At 63.7% G+C, this 13729-nt stretch carries 15 protein-coding genes; 7 read left to right on the top strand and 8 right to left on the bottom strand.

What is annotated here, in order from left to right:
* Positions 1 to 2 precede the first annotated feature (2 nt).
* From guaD to X743_RS156510, 3 genes are all read left to right on the top strand, one after another.
* Complete coding sequence (guaD, locus tag X743_RS156500; RefSeq protein WP_023765572.1) at positions 3 to 1319, top strand: guanine deaminase; 1317 nt, start codon at positions 3 to 5, stop codon at positions 1317 to 1319.
* Positions 1320 to 1410: 91 nt separating this feature from the next.
* The gene (locus X743_RS156505) at positions 1411 to 1914 is read left to right on the top strand and encodes a heme-degrading domain-containing protein (RefSeq protein WP_023765571.1); all 504 of its coding nucleotides are present in this window, start codon (positions 1411 to 1413) and stop codon (positions 1912 to 1914) included.
* On the top strand, positions 1911 to 3176 hold the full coding sequence (locus X743_RS156510; protein WP_023765570.1) for a glycerate kinase: 1266 nt from the start codon (positions 1911 to 1913) through the stop codon (positions 3174 to 3176). The genes X743_RS156505 and X743_RS156510 overlap by 4 nt, the downstream gene beginning before the upstream one ends.
* A 9-nt stretch (positions 3177 to 3185) precedes the next feature.
* On the opposite strand, the gene X743_RS156515 is transcribed toward X743_RS156510, so the two are convergent.
* Genes X743_RS156515 through X743_RS156525 form a run of 3 tightly spaced genes read right to left on the bottom strand, consistent with a single transcriptional unit; the run spans position 3186 to position 6718 of the window.
* Positions 3186 to 3866, bottom strand: a complete 681-nt coding sequence (locus tag X743_RS156515; protein WP_023765569.1) for a UdgX family uracil-DNA binding protein — start codon at positions 3864 to 3866, stop codon at positions 3186 to 3188.
* 57 nt (positions 3867 to 3923) lie between these two features.
* Complete coding sequence (locus X743_RS156520; protein ID WP_031257699.1) at positions 3924 to 5324, bottom strand: glutamine synthetase family protein; 1401 nt, start codon at positions 5322 to 5324, stop codon at positions 3924 to 3926.
* 11 nt (positions 5325 to 5335) lie between these two features.
* Positions 5336 to 6718 carry an aspartate aminotransferase family protein gene (locus tag X743_RS156525; protein WP_023765567.1) on the bottom strand — a complete coding sequence of 461 codons (1383 nt, stop codon included), beginning with the start codon at positions 6716 to 6718 and terminating at the stop codon, positions 5336 to 5338.
* A 157-nt stretch (positions 6719 to 6875) separates the two neighbouring features.
* Between X743_RS156525 and X743_RS156530 the strand changes: the two genes are divergently transcribed.
* A complete protein-coding gene (locus X743_RS156530) occupies positions 6876 to 7328 on the top strand; it encodes a hypothetical protein (protein ID WP_023765566.1) in 453 nt (150 codons plus the stop codon).
* 15 nt (positions 7329 to 7343) lie between these two features.
* Here X743_RS156530 and X743_RS156535 read toward each other — a convergent pair whose 3' ends face one another.
* From X743_RS156535 to X743_RS19025, 4 genes are all read right to left on the bottom strand, one after another.
* Entirely contained in the window at positions 7344 to 8318 is a 975-nt protein-coding gene (locus tag X743_RS156535; RefSeq protein WP_023765565.1) for a WD40 repeat domain-containing protein, read from the bottom strand.
* A gap of 66 nt (positions 8319 to 8384) precedes the next feature.
* Positions 8385 to 8912 (bottom strand): hypothetical protein, encoded by a 528-nt coding sequence (locus X743_RS156540; RefSeq protein WP_023765564.1) that lies wholly within the window; start codon positions 8910 to 8912, stop codon positions 8385 to 8387.
* The gene (locus X743_RS156545) at positions 8909 to 9187 is read right to left on the bottom strand and encodes a DUF1778 domain-containing protein (RefSeq protein ID WP_023765563.1); all 279 of its coding nucleotides are present in this window, start codon (positions 9185 to 9187) and stop codon (positions 8909 to 8911) included. The genes X743_RS156540 and X743_RS156545 overlap by 4 nt, the downstream gene beginning before the upstream one ends.
* Before the next feature lie 59 nt (positions 9188 to 9246).
* Complete coding sequence (locus X743_RS19025; protein ID WP_245264209.1) at positions 9247 to 10389, bottom strand: GTP-binding protein; 1143 nt, start codon at positions 10387 to 10389, stop codon at positions 9247 to 9249.
* 419 nt (positions 10390 to 10808) lie between these two features.
* On the opposite strand from X743_RS19025, the gene X743_RS156550 reads away from it, so the two are divergent.
* The gene (locus X743_RS156550; RefSeq protein WP_013891578.1) at positions 10809 to 11279 is read left to right on the top strand and encodes a MarR family winged helix-turn-helix transcriptional regulator; all 471 of its coding nucleotides are present in this window, start codon (positions 10809 to 10811) and stop codon (positions 11277 to 11279) included.
* Between the two features lie 16 nt (positions 11280 to 11295).
* On the opposite strand, the gene X743_RS156555 is transcribed toward X743_RS156550, so the two are convergent.
* Positions 11296 to 12171 carry an AraC family transcriptional regulator gene (locus tag X743_RS156555; RefSeq protein ID WP_023765561.1) on the bottom strand — a complete coding sequence of 292 codons (876 nt, stop codon included), beginning with the start codon at positions 12169 to 12171 and terminating at the stop codon, positions 11296 to 11298.
* A gap of 47 nt (positions 12172 to 12218) precedes the next feature.
* On the opposite strand from X743_RS156555, the gene X743_RS156560 reads away from it, so the two are divergent.
* Positions 12219 to 12626 carry a DUF2000 family protein gene (locus tag X743_RS156560; RefSeq protein WP_023765560.1) on the top strand — a complete coding sequence of 136 codons (408 nt, stop codon included), beginning with the start codon at positions 12219 to 12221 and terminating at the stop codon, positions 12624 to 12626.
* 197 nt (positions 12627 to 12823) lie between these two features.
* On the top strand, positions 12824 to 13708 hold the full coding sequence (locus tag X743_RS156565; RefSeq protein WP_032923020.1) for a DMT family transporter: 885 nt from the start codon (positions 12824 to 12826) through the stop codon (positions 13706 to 13708).
* The last annotated feature ends 21 nt before the right edge of the window (positions 13709 to 13729 follow it).

The following is a 13729-nucleotide window of genomic DNA, read 5'->3' as shown; positions in this document are numbered from 1 at the left end:
GCATGATTTCGATACTTCTGCGCGGCCGCACGCTGTCTTTCGAGCGCTGGCCGCAAACCATCGACGACCATTCGGCCTGGCGCTACGAGGAAGACGGCGGCCTGCTGATCGGCGATGGCAGGATCGTCGCCGCAGGCGCCTATGCCGATGTCGAAAAGCAAGCTGGCGAGGCGGTGAAAAAAATCGACCACCGGCCGCATCTGTTGCTGCCCGGCTTCATCGACGCGCATGCGCATTTTCCGCAGATGCAGGTCATTGCTTCCTATGGCGCCGAACTGCTCGACTGGCTGAACACCTACACCTTCCCGGAAGAGACGAAGTTCGCCAACGCGCAGCATGGACGCCGCATAGCGCGGCTGTTCCTCGACGAGATGGTGCGTCACGGCACCACGACGGTCGTAGCCTACTGCTCGGTGCACAAGGCCTCGGCGGAGGCCTTCTTTGCTGAGTCGCACGATCGCAACATGCTCAACGTCGCCGGCAAGGTGATGATGGACCGCAATGCGCCCGAAGGTGTGCTCGACACGCCGCAATCCGGCTATGACGACACCAAAGCGCTGATCAAGGAATGGCACGGCAAGGGTCGCCAGCACTACGCCATCACGCCGCGCTTCGCCATCACCTCGTCGCCGGAGCAGATGGAGATGGCTGGAGCGCTCTGTCGCGAGCATCCCGACCTGCACATGCAGACGCATCTGTCGGAAAACCACGCCGAGATCGCCTTCACGCAGGAACTCTACCCATGGTCGCGCGACTACACCGACGTCTACGAACATTACGGGCTGCTGGGCAAAAAGAGCCTGTTCGGCCACTGCGTCCACCTTTCCGAGCGTGAGGCGGACGCGCTGTCGGACAGCGGTTCGGTGGCGGTGTTCTGCCCGACCTCGAACCTCTTCCTCGGCTCCGGACTGTTCGACTATCAGCGCTACCGCAAGCGTGACAAAGCGCTGCGCATCGCGGCCGCCACCGATGTCGGCGGCGGCACCAACTATTCGATGCTGCGCACCATGGACGAGGGCTACAAGGTGATCGCGCTGAATGGCGAGAAGCTGAACCCGTTCCAGTCTTTCTGGCAGATCACGCGCGGCAACGCCGAGGCGCTGTCGGCGGTGGAAAGAATCGGCACGCTGAACGAAGGCACCGATGCGGACATCGTCGTGCTGGATGCGAACGCCACGCCGGCGATGCGGCTCAGGATGGAAACAGTCGAGACGCTGGCGCAGGAACTGTTTCTCCTGCAGACCTTGGGCGACGACCGCGCCGTGCGCGAGGTCTATGTGGCCGGGCGGGCAGCGAAGACAGACATGGTCGCGGGTTGAGGCCCCTCGCCCGGGAGGGGCTTCGCGACGGGAGCTTGACCGGGCAGAGCTTGTCGTACAAACGACGTGTGACGATTTTCGGAGGAAGAAAATGGCCACCGCGGACGACATCGCTCTGATCAAGAGACAAGAAGAGGTTCTTGTCTTTCCCGCCTTCGACGAGGCTGTCGCTTTCAAGATCGGTTCGGCCATCCGTGACCGGGCGCTTGCCAAGAACATGCCTGTTATCGTCGACATCAGGACTTTCGACCGGCCGCTGTTCTATGCGGCGATGCCGGGCTCGAACGCCTCCAACCCGGACTGGGCGCGGCGCAAGATCAACGTCGTCAGGCGGTATCTCAGGAGCACCTATCGGCTGGTGCTGGAGCAGCAACGCCCGGACCGCACCTTCAAGGTCGGCGAAGGCCTCGACATCTCGGACTATGTGTTGGCCGGCGGTGGTTTTCCGGTCACGGTCAAGGGCTCCGGCGTCATTGGCGTGATCGCGGTGTCCGGCCTGCCGGAGCGCGAGGATCACGGCGTGGTCGTCGATGCGCTGTGCGCCCACCTGGGCATCGACCGCCAAGAGCTTGCCTTGCCGCCGGAAGCCAAATGACAGAGCTCGACCCCAAGGGCTTCCTCATCTCGATCTTCGACGCCGCCGTCGCCGCCGCCGATCCGGAGCGCACCATCAGGGATCATCTGCCGGCGATGCCCAAGGGCCGCACCATCGTCATTGGCGCGGGCAAAGGCTCGGCGCAGATGGCGGCGGCATTCGAGAAGGTCTGGGACGGGCCGATCGAAGGGCTGGTCGTCACCCGCTACGGCTATGGCGCCAAATGCGAGCGGATCGAGATCATCGAGGCGGCGCATCCGGTGCCGGACGCCGCTGGCCTGGAAGCCTCGCGACGATTGCTGGAGAAGGTCAGAGGGCTGACCGCGGACGACATGGTCGTGGCGCTGATTTCCGGCGGCGGCTCGGCGCTGCTGCCATCGCCGGCCGCCGGCCTGACGCTCGCCGACGAGATCGCCGTCAACGAGGCGCTGCTTGCTTCCGGCGCACCGATCGCGGCGATGAACACCATCCGCAAGCACCTTTCCACCATCAAGGGTGGCCGGCTGGCGGCCGCCGCCTGGCCGGCCAAGGTGGTGTCGCTGGTTGTCTCCGACATTCCCGGCGACAATCCTGCACTTGTCGCCTCCGGGCCAACCGTGCCGGACGTCGGCAGCCGTGAAGATGCGCTGGCATCGATATCGGCCTATGGCATGAAGCTGCCGGCTGCGGTGATGGCGCACATCAATTCACCGGCTGCCGATGCGCCAAATCCCGACGATCAGCGCTTTTCGCGCAACGAGGTGCATCTGATCGCCTCGGCCGGCGTCTCGCTGGAAGCGGCCGCGGCGGAAGCGAGGCGCCGGGGCATCGAGGCGGTCATCCTGTCGGATGCCATCGAGGGCGAAGCGCGTGAGGTCGGCGGCGTGCATGCGGCGATTGCGCGTGAGGTCGCGACGCGCAACCGTCCATTCCAAAAGCCGGTGCTGATCCTGTCCGGTGGCGAAACAACCGTGACTTTGCGCGCCAAGGGCAAGGGTGGCCGCAACTCGGAATTCCTGCTCGCCTTCGCCATCGGCACCAACGGCGTTGAGGGTATCCACGCCTTGGCCGCCGACACGGACGGCATCGACGGGTCGGAAGACAATGCCGGCGCCTTCGCCGATGGTTCGACCGTTTCGCGCATGCGGGCGGCGGGTGTGGATGCCAAGGCCATGCTGGCGGGCAACAACGCCTGGGCGGCGTTCGACGCCGTCGGCGACCTTTTCGTGCCCGGCCCGACGGGCACGAATGTTAATGATCTCCGGGCGATCCTTATACGTTAGGGTAACAACTCAAGCAGCCATCAACCGCTTCACCTGCTTCATGTCCTGCAGGAAGCGCTCGCGTTCGGCCGCCTTGTCCGCGGCCTCGCGGATGCGCAGGATGAAGGAGGGGTGGATGGTGATGAACACACGCAGGCCGTCCTCGCGCTCGATCACCTGGCCACGCATCTTCATCACCGGCGTCGCCTTGCCCAGCAGCGACAATGCCGCCGTTGCTCCGAGCGCCACGGCGAGGTTCGGCTTGATGAGATCGAACTCCTGATCGAGCCACCAGCGGCAAGCCTGAACCTCGCCGGCATTCGGTTTGGAGTGGATGCGGCGCTTGCCGCGCGGCTCGAACTTGAAGTGCTTGACCGCGTTGGTAACATAGACTTTTTGGCGGTCAACGTCCGCGTCATCGAGGATAGCATCGAACACCCTGCCCGCCGGGCCGACAAATGGTTTGCCGACGAGATCCTCCTGATCACCCGGCTGTTCGCCGACGAAAATCACCTTGGCGTTGTCAGGGCCTTCACCGAAGACGGTCTGTGTCGCATTGCGCCACAGCGGACAGCGACGGCAACCTTCCGCCGTCTCGCGCAGTTCCGGGATCGAGTTGGCATCAGTCTCGTCCGATATCAGTTCGGCGCGTGGCCCGGAAATACGCCGGGCTGGCATCTTCGCATCGCGCGGAAGGCCTGTGGTCGCCATCATCCTGCCTCGTCCATTCCAATATTGAAATGGTCCAAGCCGACGATGGTTCCCTGCTCAGACTTCGTGCAGGTAGAGATGATAATCCAGCTCGCTCACCGTGCGCGCGACGCGCAGATATTCGGACTGCTTGATCGCCACGAAGGTGCCGTGCAAATCCTCGCCGAGCGCACCCTTCAGGAAGCTGGATGTCCTCGCCGCCTCGATGGCGGCGCGCCAATCGGCCGGCATCGTCGTGCGGGTGACGGCAGCCTCATAGCCATTGCCCGTCGTTTCGGGGCCGGGATCGAGCCCCTCGTCGAGGCCCTTGATGATACCGGCGAGCACTGTCGCGGCAATCAGGTAGGGGTTGGCGTCGACACCGGACGGCCGGTGCTCGATGCGCCGGTTCTTGGAGTCGCCCGCCGGCACGCGCAACGCCACGGAACGGTTGTTGACGCCCCAGGTCGGTGCCACCGGGGCGTAGGATTGCGAGACGAAACGCCGCCAGGAATTGGCGTGCGGCGCAAACACCAGCATCGATTCCGCCATCGTCTGGATCAGGCCGCCGAGACCGCGCAGCAGGGGCAGCGACCAGCTTTCGCCGCCGGCTTCCGAAAATACGTTTCGGCCCGTCTTGTCCTGCAGCGAGACATGGAAATGCATGCCCGAGCCAGCATATTTCTCGATCGGCTTGGCCATGAAACAGGCGGTGACGCCGTGACGGCGCGCCTGTGCCCGCACCAGCCGCTTCAGCATCACGAGGTCGTCGGCTGCCCGCATCACGTCCTTGCGGTAGTTCAGCGTCAATTCGTACTGGCCCGGCGCATATTCGGAAATCACCGTCTCGGCCGGAATTCCCTGCACCTTGGCGGCCGCATAGATGTCGGAGAACAGCGGCTCCATGCCGTGCAGATGGTCGACGGAATAAACTTCCGTCTTGCCCGAGACCCGGCCGTCAAGCACCGCGCGCGCCGGCTGCACCTTGCCGTCGGCGTCGCGTTCGTTGGCCAGCAGGAAAAATTCGAGTTCGAAGGCACCGGCCGGATAGAGGCCCTTGGCCGCCAGTATGTCGACTTGCCGGGCCAGTGCCAGCCGCGGGTCCGAAGACATCGGCTGGCCTTCGAGATGGTACATCGCCATCAGCACCTGGCCGCGCGGCGGGTTGGTGCCATGGAGCGGCACAAGCGTGCCGGGGATCGGCCATGCCCGGAGATCGCCGTCACCGGTCGTCCAGATCAGTCCGGTTTCGTGCACATCCTCGCCGGTGATGTCGAGGCCGAGGATCGAGATCGGCATGTGGCGGCCGCCCTCGAAGATGCTTTTCAACTCGTGCCGGCGCACGATCTTGCCGCGGCCGACGCCATTGGCGTCTGTCAGCACGATATCGAAAGCTTCGATCTCGGGATGGGCGTCGAGAAAGGCTTGCGCCTCGGTGGGCGAGGAGCCCGAAGGCGAGGTCACGATGGCATTGTCCATGGCCGCTTGTCTCATGCCGCAAGATTTGCCGCAACCGCGCCGAAGGCGGCGATCAGCCGGTTGACCTGGGCGCCTGACGTCGCCGGGGAGATCAGCATCATGTTGTGGAAGGGCGCGATCAGCACGCCGCGATTGACCAGCGCGACATGGATGGCGGCTTCCAGCTCCGGCGCATGTGCACCCTCCGCCTCGGCGCCATTGCGCAGCGGGCCGGGCGCGCAGATGAACTCGACGCGGGCGCCGACACGGGCGACATGCCAGGGAAGGCGATAGCGGTCGATCGCGCCGGTAAGGCCGGCATCGAGCCGCCGTGCCAGATGGTCCATGCGAGCGTAATTGTCCTCGGTCATCACCTCTTCGAGCGTGGCGCGCATTGTGGCGAACTGCAGCGGATTGGCCGAGAGCGTCGTGCCCATGCCGGAATAGCCCGGTTCCTTCGTCCTGTTGTAGTCGGCGTAGCGCGAGGCGACCTCGTCGCTCATGCCCCAGACGCTTGCCGGCACACCGCCGGCGATCGGCTTGCCCAGCACGAACAAGTCCGGATCGAGCCCGTATTTCCTTGTGTAGCCGCCCGGACCGGTCGAAATCGTGTGCGTTTCGTCGATCAGAAGCAGCGTGCCGGTCGCGCGGGTGAGACGCCGCAACGCGTCGTGAAAGCCGGGATCGGCCAGCACCATGCAGGAGTTGGTCAGCACCGGTTCCGCGATGACGCAGGCGGCATCCTTGTCCTTGAGCGCTGCCTCAAGCGCCGGAATGTCGTTGAACTCGATGACCTTGGCCGTACGGGTCAGGTCGCGGAACTCGCCAGCCAGTCCCGGCCGGTTGACGGGCTTTCCGTCGATCAGCCGCACCATCGTCTCGTCCACCGAGCCGTGATAGCAGCCGTTGAAGACCAGGATCTTTTCCCGACCGGTGACGGCGCGGGCGACGCGCAGCGCAAAGCGGTTGGCATCGGTCGCCGTCGTCGCGATCTGCCAGAACGGCAGGCCGAACCGCTGCTGCAGCAGCGGCCCGATGGCGAGCGCATCTTCCGAAGGCAGCATATAGGTCAGCCCGCGCCCGGCCTGGCGGCGAATGGCGCGCGCCACCGCTGGCGGCGAATGACCGAACATCGAGCCGGTGTCGCCAAGGCAGAAATCGTCGAGCCTGTTGCCGTCGATGTCGGTGATCGTGGCGCCCCTGGCGCTGTCGACCAGGATCGGAAATGGCGTTGGCCAGTCATTCATCCAATGCATCGGCACGCCGCCGAAGAAGCCGGGCAGGCCGTTGCCGACCTTCGCTTGCGATTTCGGCCGTGCCTTGCGGAACGCTTCTCCTTCGGTCTCGCGCAGATTGGCGATGCGGTCGCGGCTGATGCCGCCGATGGCCGTATTTGACATGTCGCTGCTGTGCATGGAAACCCCTCTGATCGTTCCTCTTAGCCAATCCGTGTCGGCATCCGCAATTGGCCGGGCGCCCGTCCTGTATTGGCTCAGCGTTCGGCAGCGGCGCTTGACCGTGCCGCTGAAGTCAGCGCCAATATGAGTGTAGGATTGAGGTGGGGAGGCAAAAATGCGGACGATTGTCTGTGTGGCAATGTTTCTGTCGTCGGCCGGCGCGGCCCTCGCCTCGGGCGGCATCTGGTGCAACGCCGACGATACGGCTGTCACATTCGACGTCGGCGCCGGCGTCACCAGAGGAATGGGCGGCCCGACCTTCAACTTTCGCGGCGATCTCGAAATCAAGGCGCGGCCGGCCGGCGACGGATTGCGCAAGACGGTGTTCGAGGATTCCAACCTGACCCAGTACTGGCTGGACGACAAGGAGCTGCGGCTGAACATCTACCGCGAGTACGAGGTGGCAAGCACCTTCAATTCAGTTGAACTGACGATCCTGACCAAAACCAGCGACGAAGGCGTCTATGACGGGCAGTACACGCTTGCCGTCTATGACAATGCCGCCGACACGGACAAGGACGGCAAGCCGACGGAGTTGACGGGCAAGGTGTCGTGCGGCGCCGAGTGATCCGCTATTTTGAAACTACGCCGTGATGTCGATGACGCCGCAGTCGCCGGCGGCACTGCCGAAGGCGATGCGGCGTTCTTCCTTGTCCCACATCATCGAGGTGATCGCGCCCTTGCCTGGCCGCCGCAACAGCACTTCCTTGGCATCCGAGAAGCGCACCGCCATCACCATGCCGTCATCATAGCCGACGGCGACGACATCCTGGCTCGGGTGGCAAGCGACTGCCGTCACCATGGCGTTGCCGCGCGTGCCGAGTTCCAGCGGCGCCTTGCCCATCGGGCCGTCCTTGCCTGAAAACGGCCAGACGATCGCCGCCGGCGCGCCGGAACTCGCCAGCCATTTGCCTTTGACGCTCCATGACAGGCTTTTGACCTTGCCGGGATAGCCGGTCATGCGCATGTGCTTGCCGTCCGCCAGCTTCCAGCCATGCAAGGCGTTTTCCTGCATGGTGGTGACGAGGAAGGCGCCGTCGGGGGAAAAGGTGATGCCGGTGTGGGCGCCAGCCCATTCGAGTTCCACCGGCTTGCCCTCGGCGGCCGGGAAATGCAGCGTCGCGCCATTGTAGCGGGCAACACCGAAGCGCATGCCCTTGGGCGAAAACGCCAGTCCCTCGACCGAGCGCGGATGGACGAATTCCCGGGTCTTGCCGTCGGCGAAACGAACGGAGGCGGTTTTCCCCGTCGCATAGGCAATGGCCCCCTGCGGTCCCGCGGCAACGCTGGTGATCCACTTCTTGCCGGCTGTCGCCAATTCCTGTGCCTCGCCACCTGCCTTCACGGCAAACACCTTGCCGTCCTCACCACCGGTGATCAGCCGGTCATTGGCTGCGTCGTGGAAGGCCGCGAGCAGCCCGTCATTGGCCTGCACCGTCTTGTGGCCATTGTCGAGCCGGTGGACGGCGCCATCGGCCAGCGCGAAATGCGGCACGTCGCCGAGGAAGACGGCGGCAAGGCAGTGGCCTTCGAGATCAAGCGGGGCGACGGTGGGCATGATTGTCTTTGTTCAGTTGGACGGATTGCAAACGCGGCCCGGCTTACTCGACGCAAGAGGCCATTGTCAAAGCAGTCCCTTGGTGCGCAGATCGGTTGCGAATGTCGCCAGGGGCATCGCCAGGGTCAAATCCGATCCTTGAAGGCGCTCGGCACCGTAGCTGGCGTACCATGTCGCAGCACGCTCGCTTTTGGCGTCAATGATGAGCAGGATGCCCCCGCCCTCGCTGGCAAGCCGCAGGCAGCGCAACGCCGCGGCTGCAAGCAATTGTCCTCCGAGCCCATTCCCTGCGGCGGTAAGGTCGGTTGCGAGGCGGGCGAGCTTGAAGCCGGAAACCTCGTGCCGCGCCAAGCCCTTCGTCATGGCTGCCGGCACGTTTTCGTGAGCGACGGCAGAGGGTGCGATTGTGTAGAATCCTAGAATTCGTTCTGGCGCCGCGTCATCAACAGCACAGAAGGTCTTCGCGGCATTCTGCTCGTGACTTTGCCGTGCGAAACGCCGCAGAAAATCATTCATGTGCGTATCGCCGCAATCGAAGGAATTCCGATTGTGCCGTTTCGCAATCGCCTCTTCGTGCCAGGACGGAAGCGTCACAGCGTATCTGGCAAGGCTGCAATCGCTGCTCGCAACTTGGCGTTGGGTTTGGGCGGGTGCTCCAAAAGGTCGAGTATGCGTGTGAAATCGCGGTCTGATACTTTCGTGACCTCGGCCGCTTCGATCACGGCCTGAGCTTCGGGCACCACCTTGTTGAGGATGAAGTCAGCCACGTCCTGATGCGACAGGGCAGCCGCCCGCGCAATCATCGCCTTTTGCGCCGGCGCAATGCGGATTTGATAACGCTCGGTCTTATTGTCGGCGGGCCGCGGCATGGGTGCCTCCTTGATCTCTCGTACACATATTATGTGTACGCGAGATCAAGGTCAATCCTTTATGCCTGGCAGGCGTCAAAGCTCTTCTTCAGCCGCTCGGCGTCGAGTTCGCGGCCGATGAAGACCAGCCGGCTCTCGTGTTTCTCGCCGTCTTTCCAGGCGCGCTGGTGGTCGCCCTCGATGATCATGTGCACACCCTGGATGACGTAGCGCTCATCGTCGCCCTTGAGCGCGATGATGCCTTTCAACCGCAGGATGTTCGGGCCTTCCATCTGGGTGATCTTCTCGATCCAGGGGAAGAACTTCTTCGGGTCCATTTCGCCACCGCGCAGCGACACCGACTGCACCGTCACGTCATGGATGTCGGAAGGATGCGCATGATGATCGTGCCCCTCATGATCATGCCCGTGATGATCGTGGTGGTGATCGTGGCCATCATGGTCGTGGTGATCGTGGTCATGGTGATCGTCATGCGCCTCGAGGAAGTGCGGATCGTTTTCCAGCGCCTTGGAGAGGTCGAAGGCGCCACGGTCGAGCACCTCGGACAGGGCGACACCGGCGCGCGTCGTGCGATGGATCCTCGCCGCCGGATTGATGGCGCGGATCGTCGCCTCGACCTTGGCGAGTTCTTCCGGTGTGACCAGATCGGTCTTGTTGAGCACGACGACGTCGGCGAAGGCGATCTGGTCCTCGGCTTCCCTGGAATCCTTGAGGCGCAACGGCAGATGCTTGGCGTCGACCAGCGCTACCACCGCGTCGAGCTTGGTCTTGGAGCGCACGTCGTCGTCCATGAAGAAGGTCTGCGCCACCGGCACCGGATCGGCGAGACCGGTGGTCTCGACCACGATGGCGTCGAAGCGGCCGGGGCGGCGCATCAGGCCTTCGACGACGCGGATCAGGTCGCCGCGCACCGTGCAGCAGACGCAGCCATTGTTCATCTCGTAGATTTCCTCGTCGGATTCCACGATCAGGTCGTTGTCGATGCCGATTTCGCCGAATTCATTGACGATGACGGCGTAACGCTTGCCGTGGCTCTCCGACAGGATGCGGTTGAGCAGCGTCGTCTTGCCGGCACCGAGATAGCCGGTGAGAACGGTTACGGGGATCTGCGTCTGTGCGTCGCTCNTGAGCAGCGTCGTCTTGCCGGCACCGAGATAGCCGGTGAGAACGGTTACGGGGATCTGCGTCTGTGCGTCGCTCATGGCTTGCCTCGAACTGACTGGGCCAAAATCTGGGGCCGCGAAAGGGATTGTCGGTTCCATATAGGATGTGTGCCGGGCTTTTGCACGGGGCAAACCAATGGGCCAAGGCGGCCCCCCGGAATTGTCCCACGATCCTGGCTGCGAAAAGCTTCCCTGCCTCCGCGACGTGACGACAAACGGGGCGTCCGTCCAGGTCTGCCGACCGTCACATCGCGCCCGCGTCGCGGTGGCTGTGAATCCGCCGCTGCCGAAACTCGTTTGTCATCTAACTGAAATAAACATCTGGCATTAGCCACGGCGGACACCGCAATGCTTGCCGGCAAAGCTGTTTGAAGCGCCGGAATCTTTTCGATCGTCGATTGCCAACCGGCCGGCTGCGTCTATGCTGCACGCACCGGTACGGCCGAAGAGGGATGACCATGGCCAAGGCGGACAAGACTGCAACGATGAGCCGGCTGCATTCCGCGGCAAGGCTGGCAAGGACCGCACTGGCGGCTCGGCTTCTGGCGCACGGCTTCTATGCCGGCCAGGACCAGATCATGCTGGCGCTCGACCGCGAGGACGGCCAGACGCCGGGCAATCTTGCCGGTCGCCTCGGCGTGCGCCCGCCCACCATCACCAAGACCATCAACAGGCTGCAGGCGCAGGGCTTCCTGGAGAAGCGCGCCTCGGAGGCCGATGCCCGCCAGGCGCACATCTTCTTGACCGACACCGGCCGCGAAACCATTCGGGCCATCGAGAAGTCGGTGAAGAAGACCGAGAAGCAGGCGCTGAAAGGCCTCGACAAGAAGGACCAGAAGGCGCTGTTCAAGCTGCTTGCCCGCATCGAGGCCAACCTCTCCAACGAGGAACTGGTGTTGATGGACGACGACGCCGAGTCGGACGACTGATCGTCCGGTACGACGATCAGGCCGCCGCCATCGCGGCCGGTCCACGGATCAGCGAAGACCAGCGCCCCGGCGTCATGCCGAACGCCTTCTTGAATTGCCTGTTGAAATGGCTCTGGTCGCTGAAGCCGGCCTCGACGGCAATCTGCGCCAATGGTTCGCCGGCGATCATCATCCGCCGCGCATGCTGAAGCCGGCGCATCACCAGGAAACGATGCGGGCTGGTTAAGAAGGCGGCGCGGAAATGCCGTGACAATGCATAGCGGTCGAGCCCGGTGATCGCCTCCAATTCGCCCGACCCCACCGGACGGTTCAGGTTTTCCGTGAGATAGTCACGCGCCGCCGCGGCCGCTTGCCACGCCGTCCTGGCCATCGGCTTGCCCGGCTGCCCGGCATGCCGCGAGAGCCTCTGCATCAGCTGCGCCAGGAAGTCGTCGACGAACAATTCGTCGAGTTCCTGCTCCAGCGGCCCCAGTGCCGAAAGCAGCGTTGCGCAAAAGGCATCGTCCGTCACCACGGCGTCCCTGACGAAGGGCAACGATGCGCCGCCAAGGCAGTCGAGCATCAGCGACGGTTCGAGATAGAGCATCCTGTAGCGCAACCCGTCCTCGGTGCCGGCGCCGCCATCATGCAATTCGTCGGGATGCAGCACGATGATCTGGCCCGGCAGGCTTACCCGCGTCGCACCACGATAGCGAAAGGTCTGCACGCCCTGCAGCGTCAGCCCGATCGCATAGGTGTCATGGCGGTGCAGGTCGAAGGCGCTGCCGTGGAACCGCGCCTCGATCCGCTCCATGCCCGCAGGGTCGGGAGCGGAAATGATGCAGTTTTGCGCCGCATCGGCGCACAAACGTCCAAGACCCTCGAAGGCCTGGCTGCCTAGATCGTGCGACATCGTCTCCTTCAGCCTCGAAAGGGGCCTGTTCGAATGGGTAATGTCTCATGTTCGATACGAAATTTGCAATCGTGCTCAGGGAGGACCTGCCGGTCTGGCAGAAACTCAACGTCACGGCCTTCCTGACCAGCGGCGTCGTCGCCCAGTTCCCTGGCATCATTGGCGAACCCTACCGCGACCGGTCAGGCAATCTCTACAATCCGCTGTCGATCCAGCCGGTCATCGTGCTGTCGGCGGATCAGGCGACGCTCGCCGCGATCCAGCGGCGCACGCTCGAGCGTGGCGTGACGACCTCGCTCTATGTCGAGGAGATGTTTTCGACCGGCTTCGACGCCGCCAATCGCGCCGTCTTCGCCGAGTTTGCGCCCGAAGACGCCAAGGTGGTCGGCATCGCGCTGCGCGCCGAGAAGAAGGTGGTCGACAAGATCACCAAGGGCGCCCGCATGCACGCCTAGCGACATAGGCATGGACTAAGCCTGGCGGCACCTGTTGTTAGGCCAGCACGCTCAGGCGCGGCAGCGGGCGACAATTGGCTTGCCGGCAAGCGGCAATTCCCGCAAAGGTGGGCTTCAGCCCAGCTTTTCCCGGCCTGCAAGTGAATGCTCCCCAAAGACACTTAGAAAGCGCGACGCCGCCGGTGGCGATCCTGTGCATGCTTTCCACCTATGTCTTCTTCACCTTCCTCGACACCTCAAGCAAATATCTCGTCCTGGCCGGGGTCTCGGTGCTGATCGTCGCCTGGGTGCGCTTTGCCGTGCATGTCATATTGGTCGGCGCTCTCCTGCGCGGCTGGCGCCAGCCGGTGCGGTTTCGCCCGGTCAACCTGCCGGCGCATGTGCTGCGCGGGATGTTCCTGTTCGGCTCCACCATTTTCAACGTCCTGGCGCTGCGGTCCCTGCAATTGGCCGAGACGACATCGATCTATTTCTTTGGACCGATGGTGATCACCGCACTTGCCGGCCCGCTGCTCGGCGAATGGGCCGGCTGGCGGCGTTGGCTGGCTATCGTGGCTGCCTTCACCGGTGTTCTGATCATCACCAGGCCGGGTGTCGGCGTTTTCGGCATCGGGCATCTCTTCGCGCTCGGCTCGATGCTGTCGAACTGCTTCTACGTCATCATGACCCGCCGCATGTCGGCGACCGAAACCCCGGAAAGCCTCATCTTGTTTTCGGCGCTCGCGCCGACGGTGCTGCTGTTGCCCCTGCTGCCGTTCTCGTTCTCGCTGCCGCATGATGGCTGGCACTGGTTCATCCTGCTCATGCTTGGCGTGTTCGGCGGCGTCGGCCACTGGCTTCTGGTCCAGGCCTACCGGCTGGCGACGACAACGGCGCTCGCCCCCTATCCCTATTCGCAGATGGTGTGGATGATCATTTCCGGCTGGATCGTCTTCAAGCAGCTTCCTGACCGCTGGACGCTGCTCGGCGCGGCCATCATCGTCGCCAGCGGCCTCTACATCGTGCACCGCGAACACCGGCTTCGGCTGCAGAGCCGCGCGGCTTCCGATGTCGAGGCGGAAGCGCTGGCAAAAAAACTTTGATTTGCCCCCGATCGGTGGCAT

Origin of the sequence: Mesorhizobium sp. LNHC232B00, assembly GCF_000502435.1 — a bacterium.
GTDB lineage: Bacteria > Pseudomonadota > Alphaproteobacteria > Rhizobiales > Rhizobiaceae > Mesorhizobium > Mesorhizobium opportunistum.
This window is presented reverse-complemented; position numbering and strand designations above follow the sequence as displayed.

What these genes read in the sequence shown, in the direction of transcription:
- X743_RS156555 (WP_023765561.1), bottom strand. Translation starts at nt 12,171, where the DNA reads ATGTCGCACGATCTAGGCAGCCAGGCCTTCGAGGGTCTTGGACGTTTG.
- X743_RS156515 (WP_023765569.1), bottom strand. Translation starts at nt 3,866, where the DNA reads ATGGCGACCACAGGCCTTCCGCGCGATGCGAAGATGCCAGCCCGGCGT.
- X743_RS156550 (WP_013891578.1), top strand. Translation starts at nt 10,809, where the DNA reads ATGGCCAAGGCGGACAAGACTGCAACGATGAGCCGGCTGCATTCCGCG.
- guaD (WP_023765572.1), top strand. Translation starts at nt 3, where the DNA reads ATGATTTCGATACTTCTGCGCGGCCGCACGCTGTCTTTCGAGCGCTGG.
- X743_RS156520 (WP_031257699.1), bottom strand. Translation starts at nt 5,324, where the DNA reads ATGGACAATGCCATCGTGACCTCGCCTTCGGGCTCCTCGCCCACCGAG.
- X743_RS156560 (WP_023765560.1), top strand. Translation starts at nt 12,219, where the DNA reads ATGTTCGATACGAAATTTGCAATCGTGCTCAGGGAGGACCTGCCGGTC.
- X743_RS156525 (WP_023765567.1), bottom strand. Translation starts at nt 6,718, where the DNA reads ATGCACAGCAGCGACATGTCAAATACGGCCATCGGCGGCATCAGCCGC.
- X743_RS156545 (WP_023765563.1), bottom strand. Translation starts at nt 9,187, where the DNA reads ATGCCGCGGCCCGCCGACAATAAGACCGAGCGTTATCAAATCCGCATT.
- X743_RS156510 (WP_023765570.1), top strand. Translation starts at nt 1,911, where the DNA reads ATGACAGAGCTCGACCCCAAGGGCTTCCTCATCTCGATCTTCGACGCC.
- X743_RS156565 (WP_032923020.1), top strand. Translation starts at nt 12,824, where the DNA reads ATGCTTTCCACCTATGTCTTCTTCACCTTCCTCGACACCTCAAGCAAA.
- X743_RS156505 (WP_023765571.1), top strand. Translation starts at nt 1,411, where the DNA reads ATGGCCACCGCGGACGACATCGCTCTGATCAAGAGACAAGAAGAGGTT.
- X743_RS156535 (WP_023765565.1), bottom strand. Translation starts at nt 8,318, where the DNA reads ATGCCCACCGTCGCCCCGCTTGATCTCGAAGGCCACTGCCTTGCCGCC.
- X743_RS156530 (WP_023765566.1), top strand. Translation starts at nt 6,876, where the DNA reads ATGCGGACGATTGTCTGTGTGGCAATGTTTCTGTCGTCGGCCGGCGCG.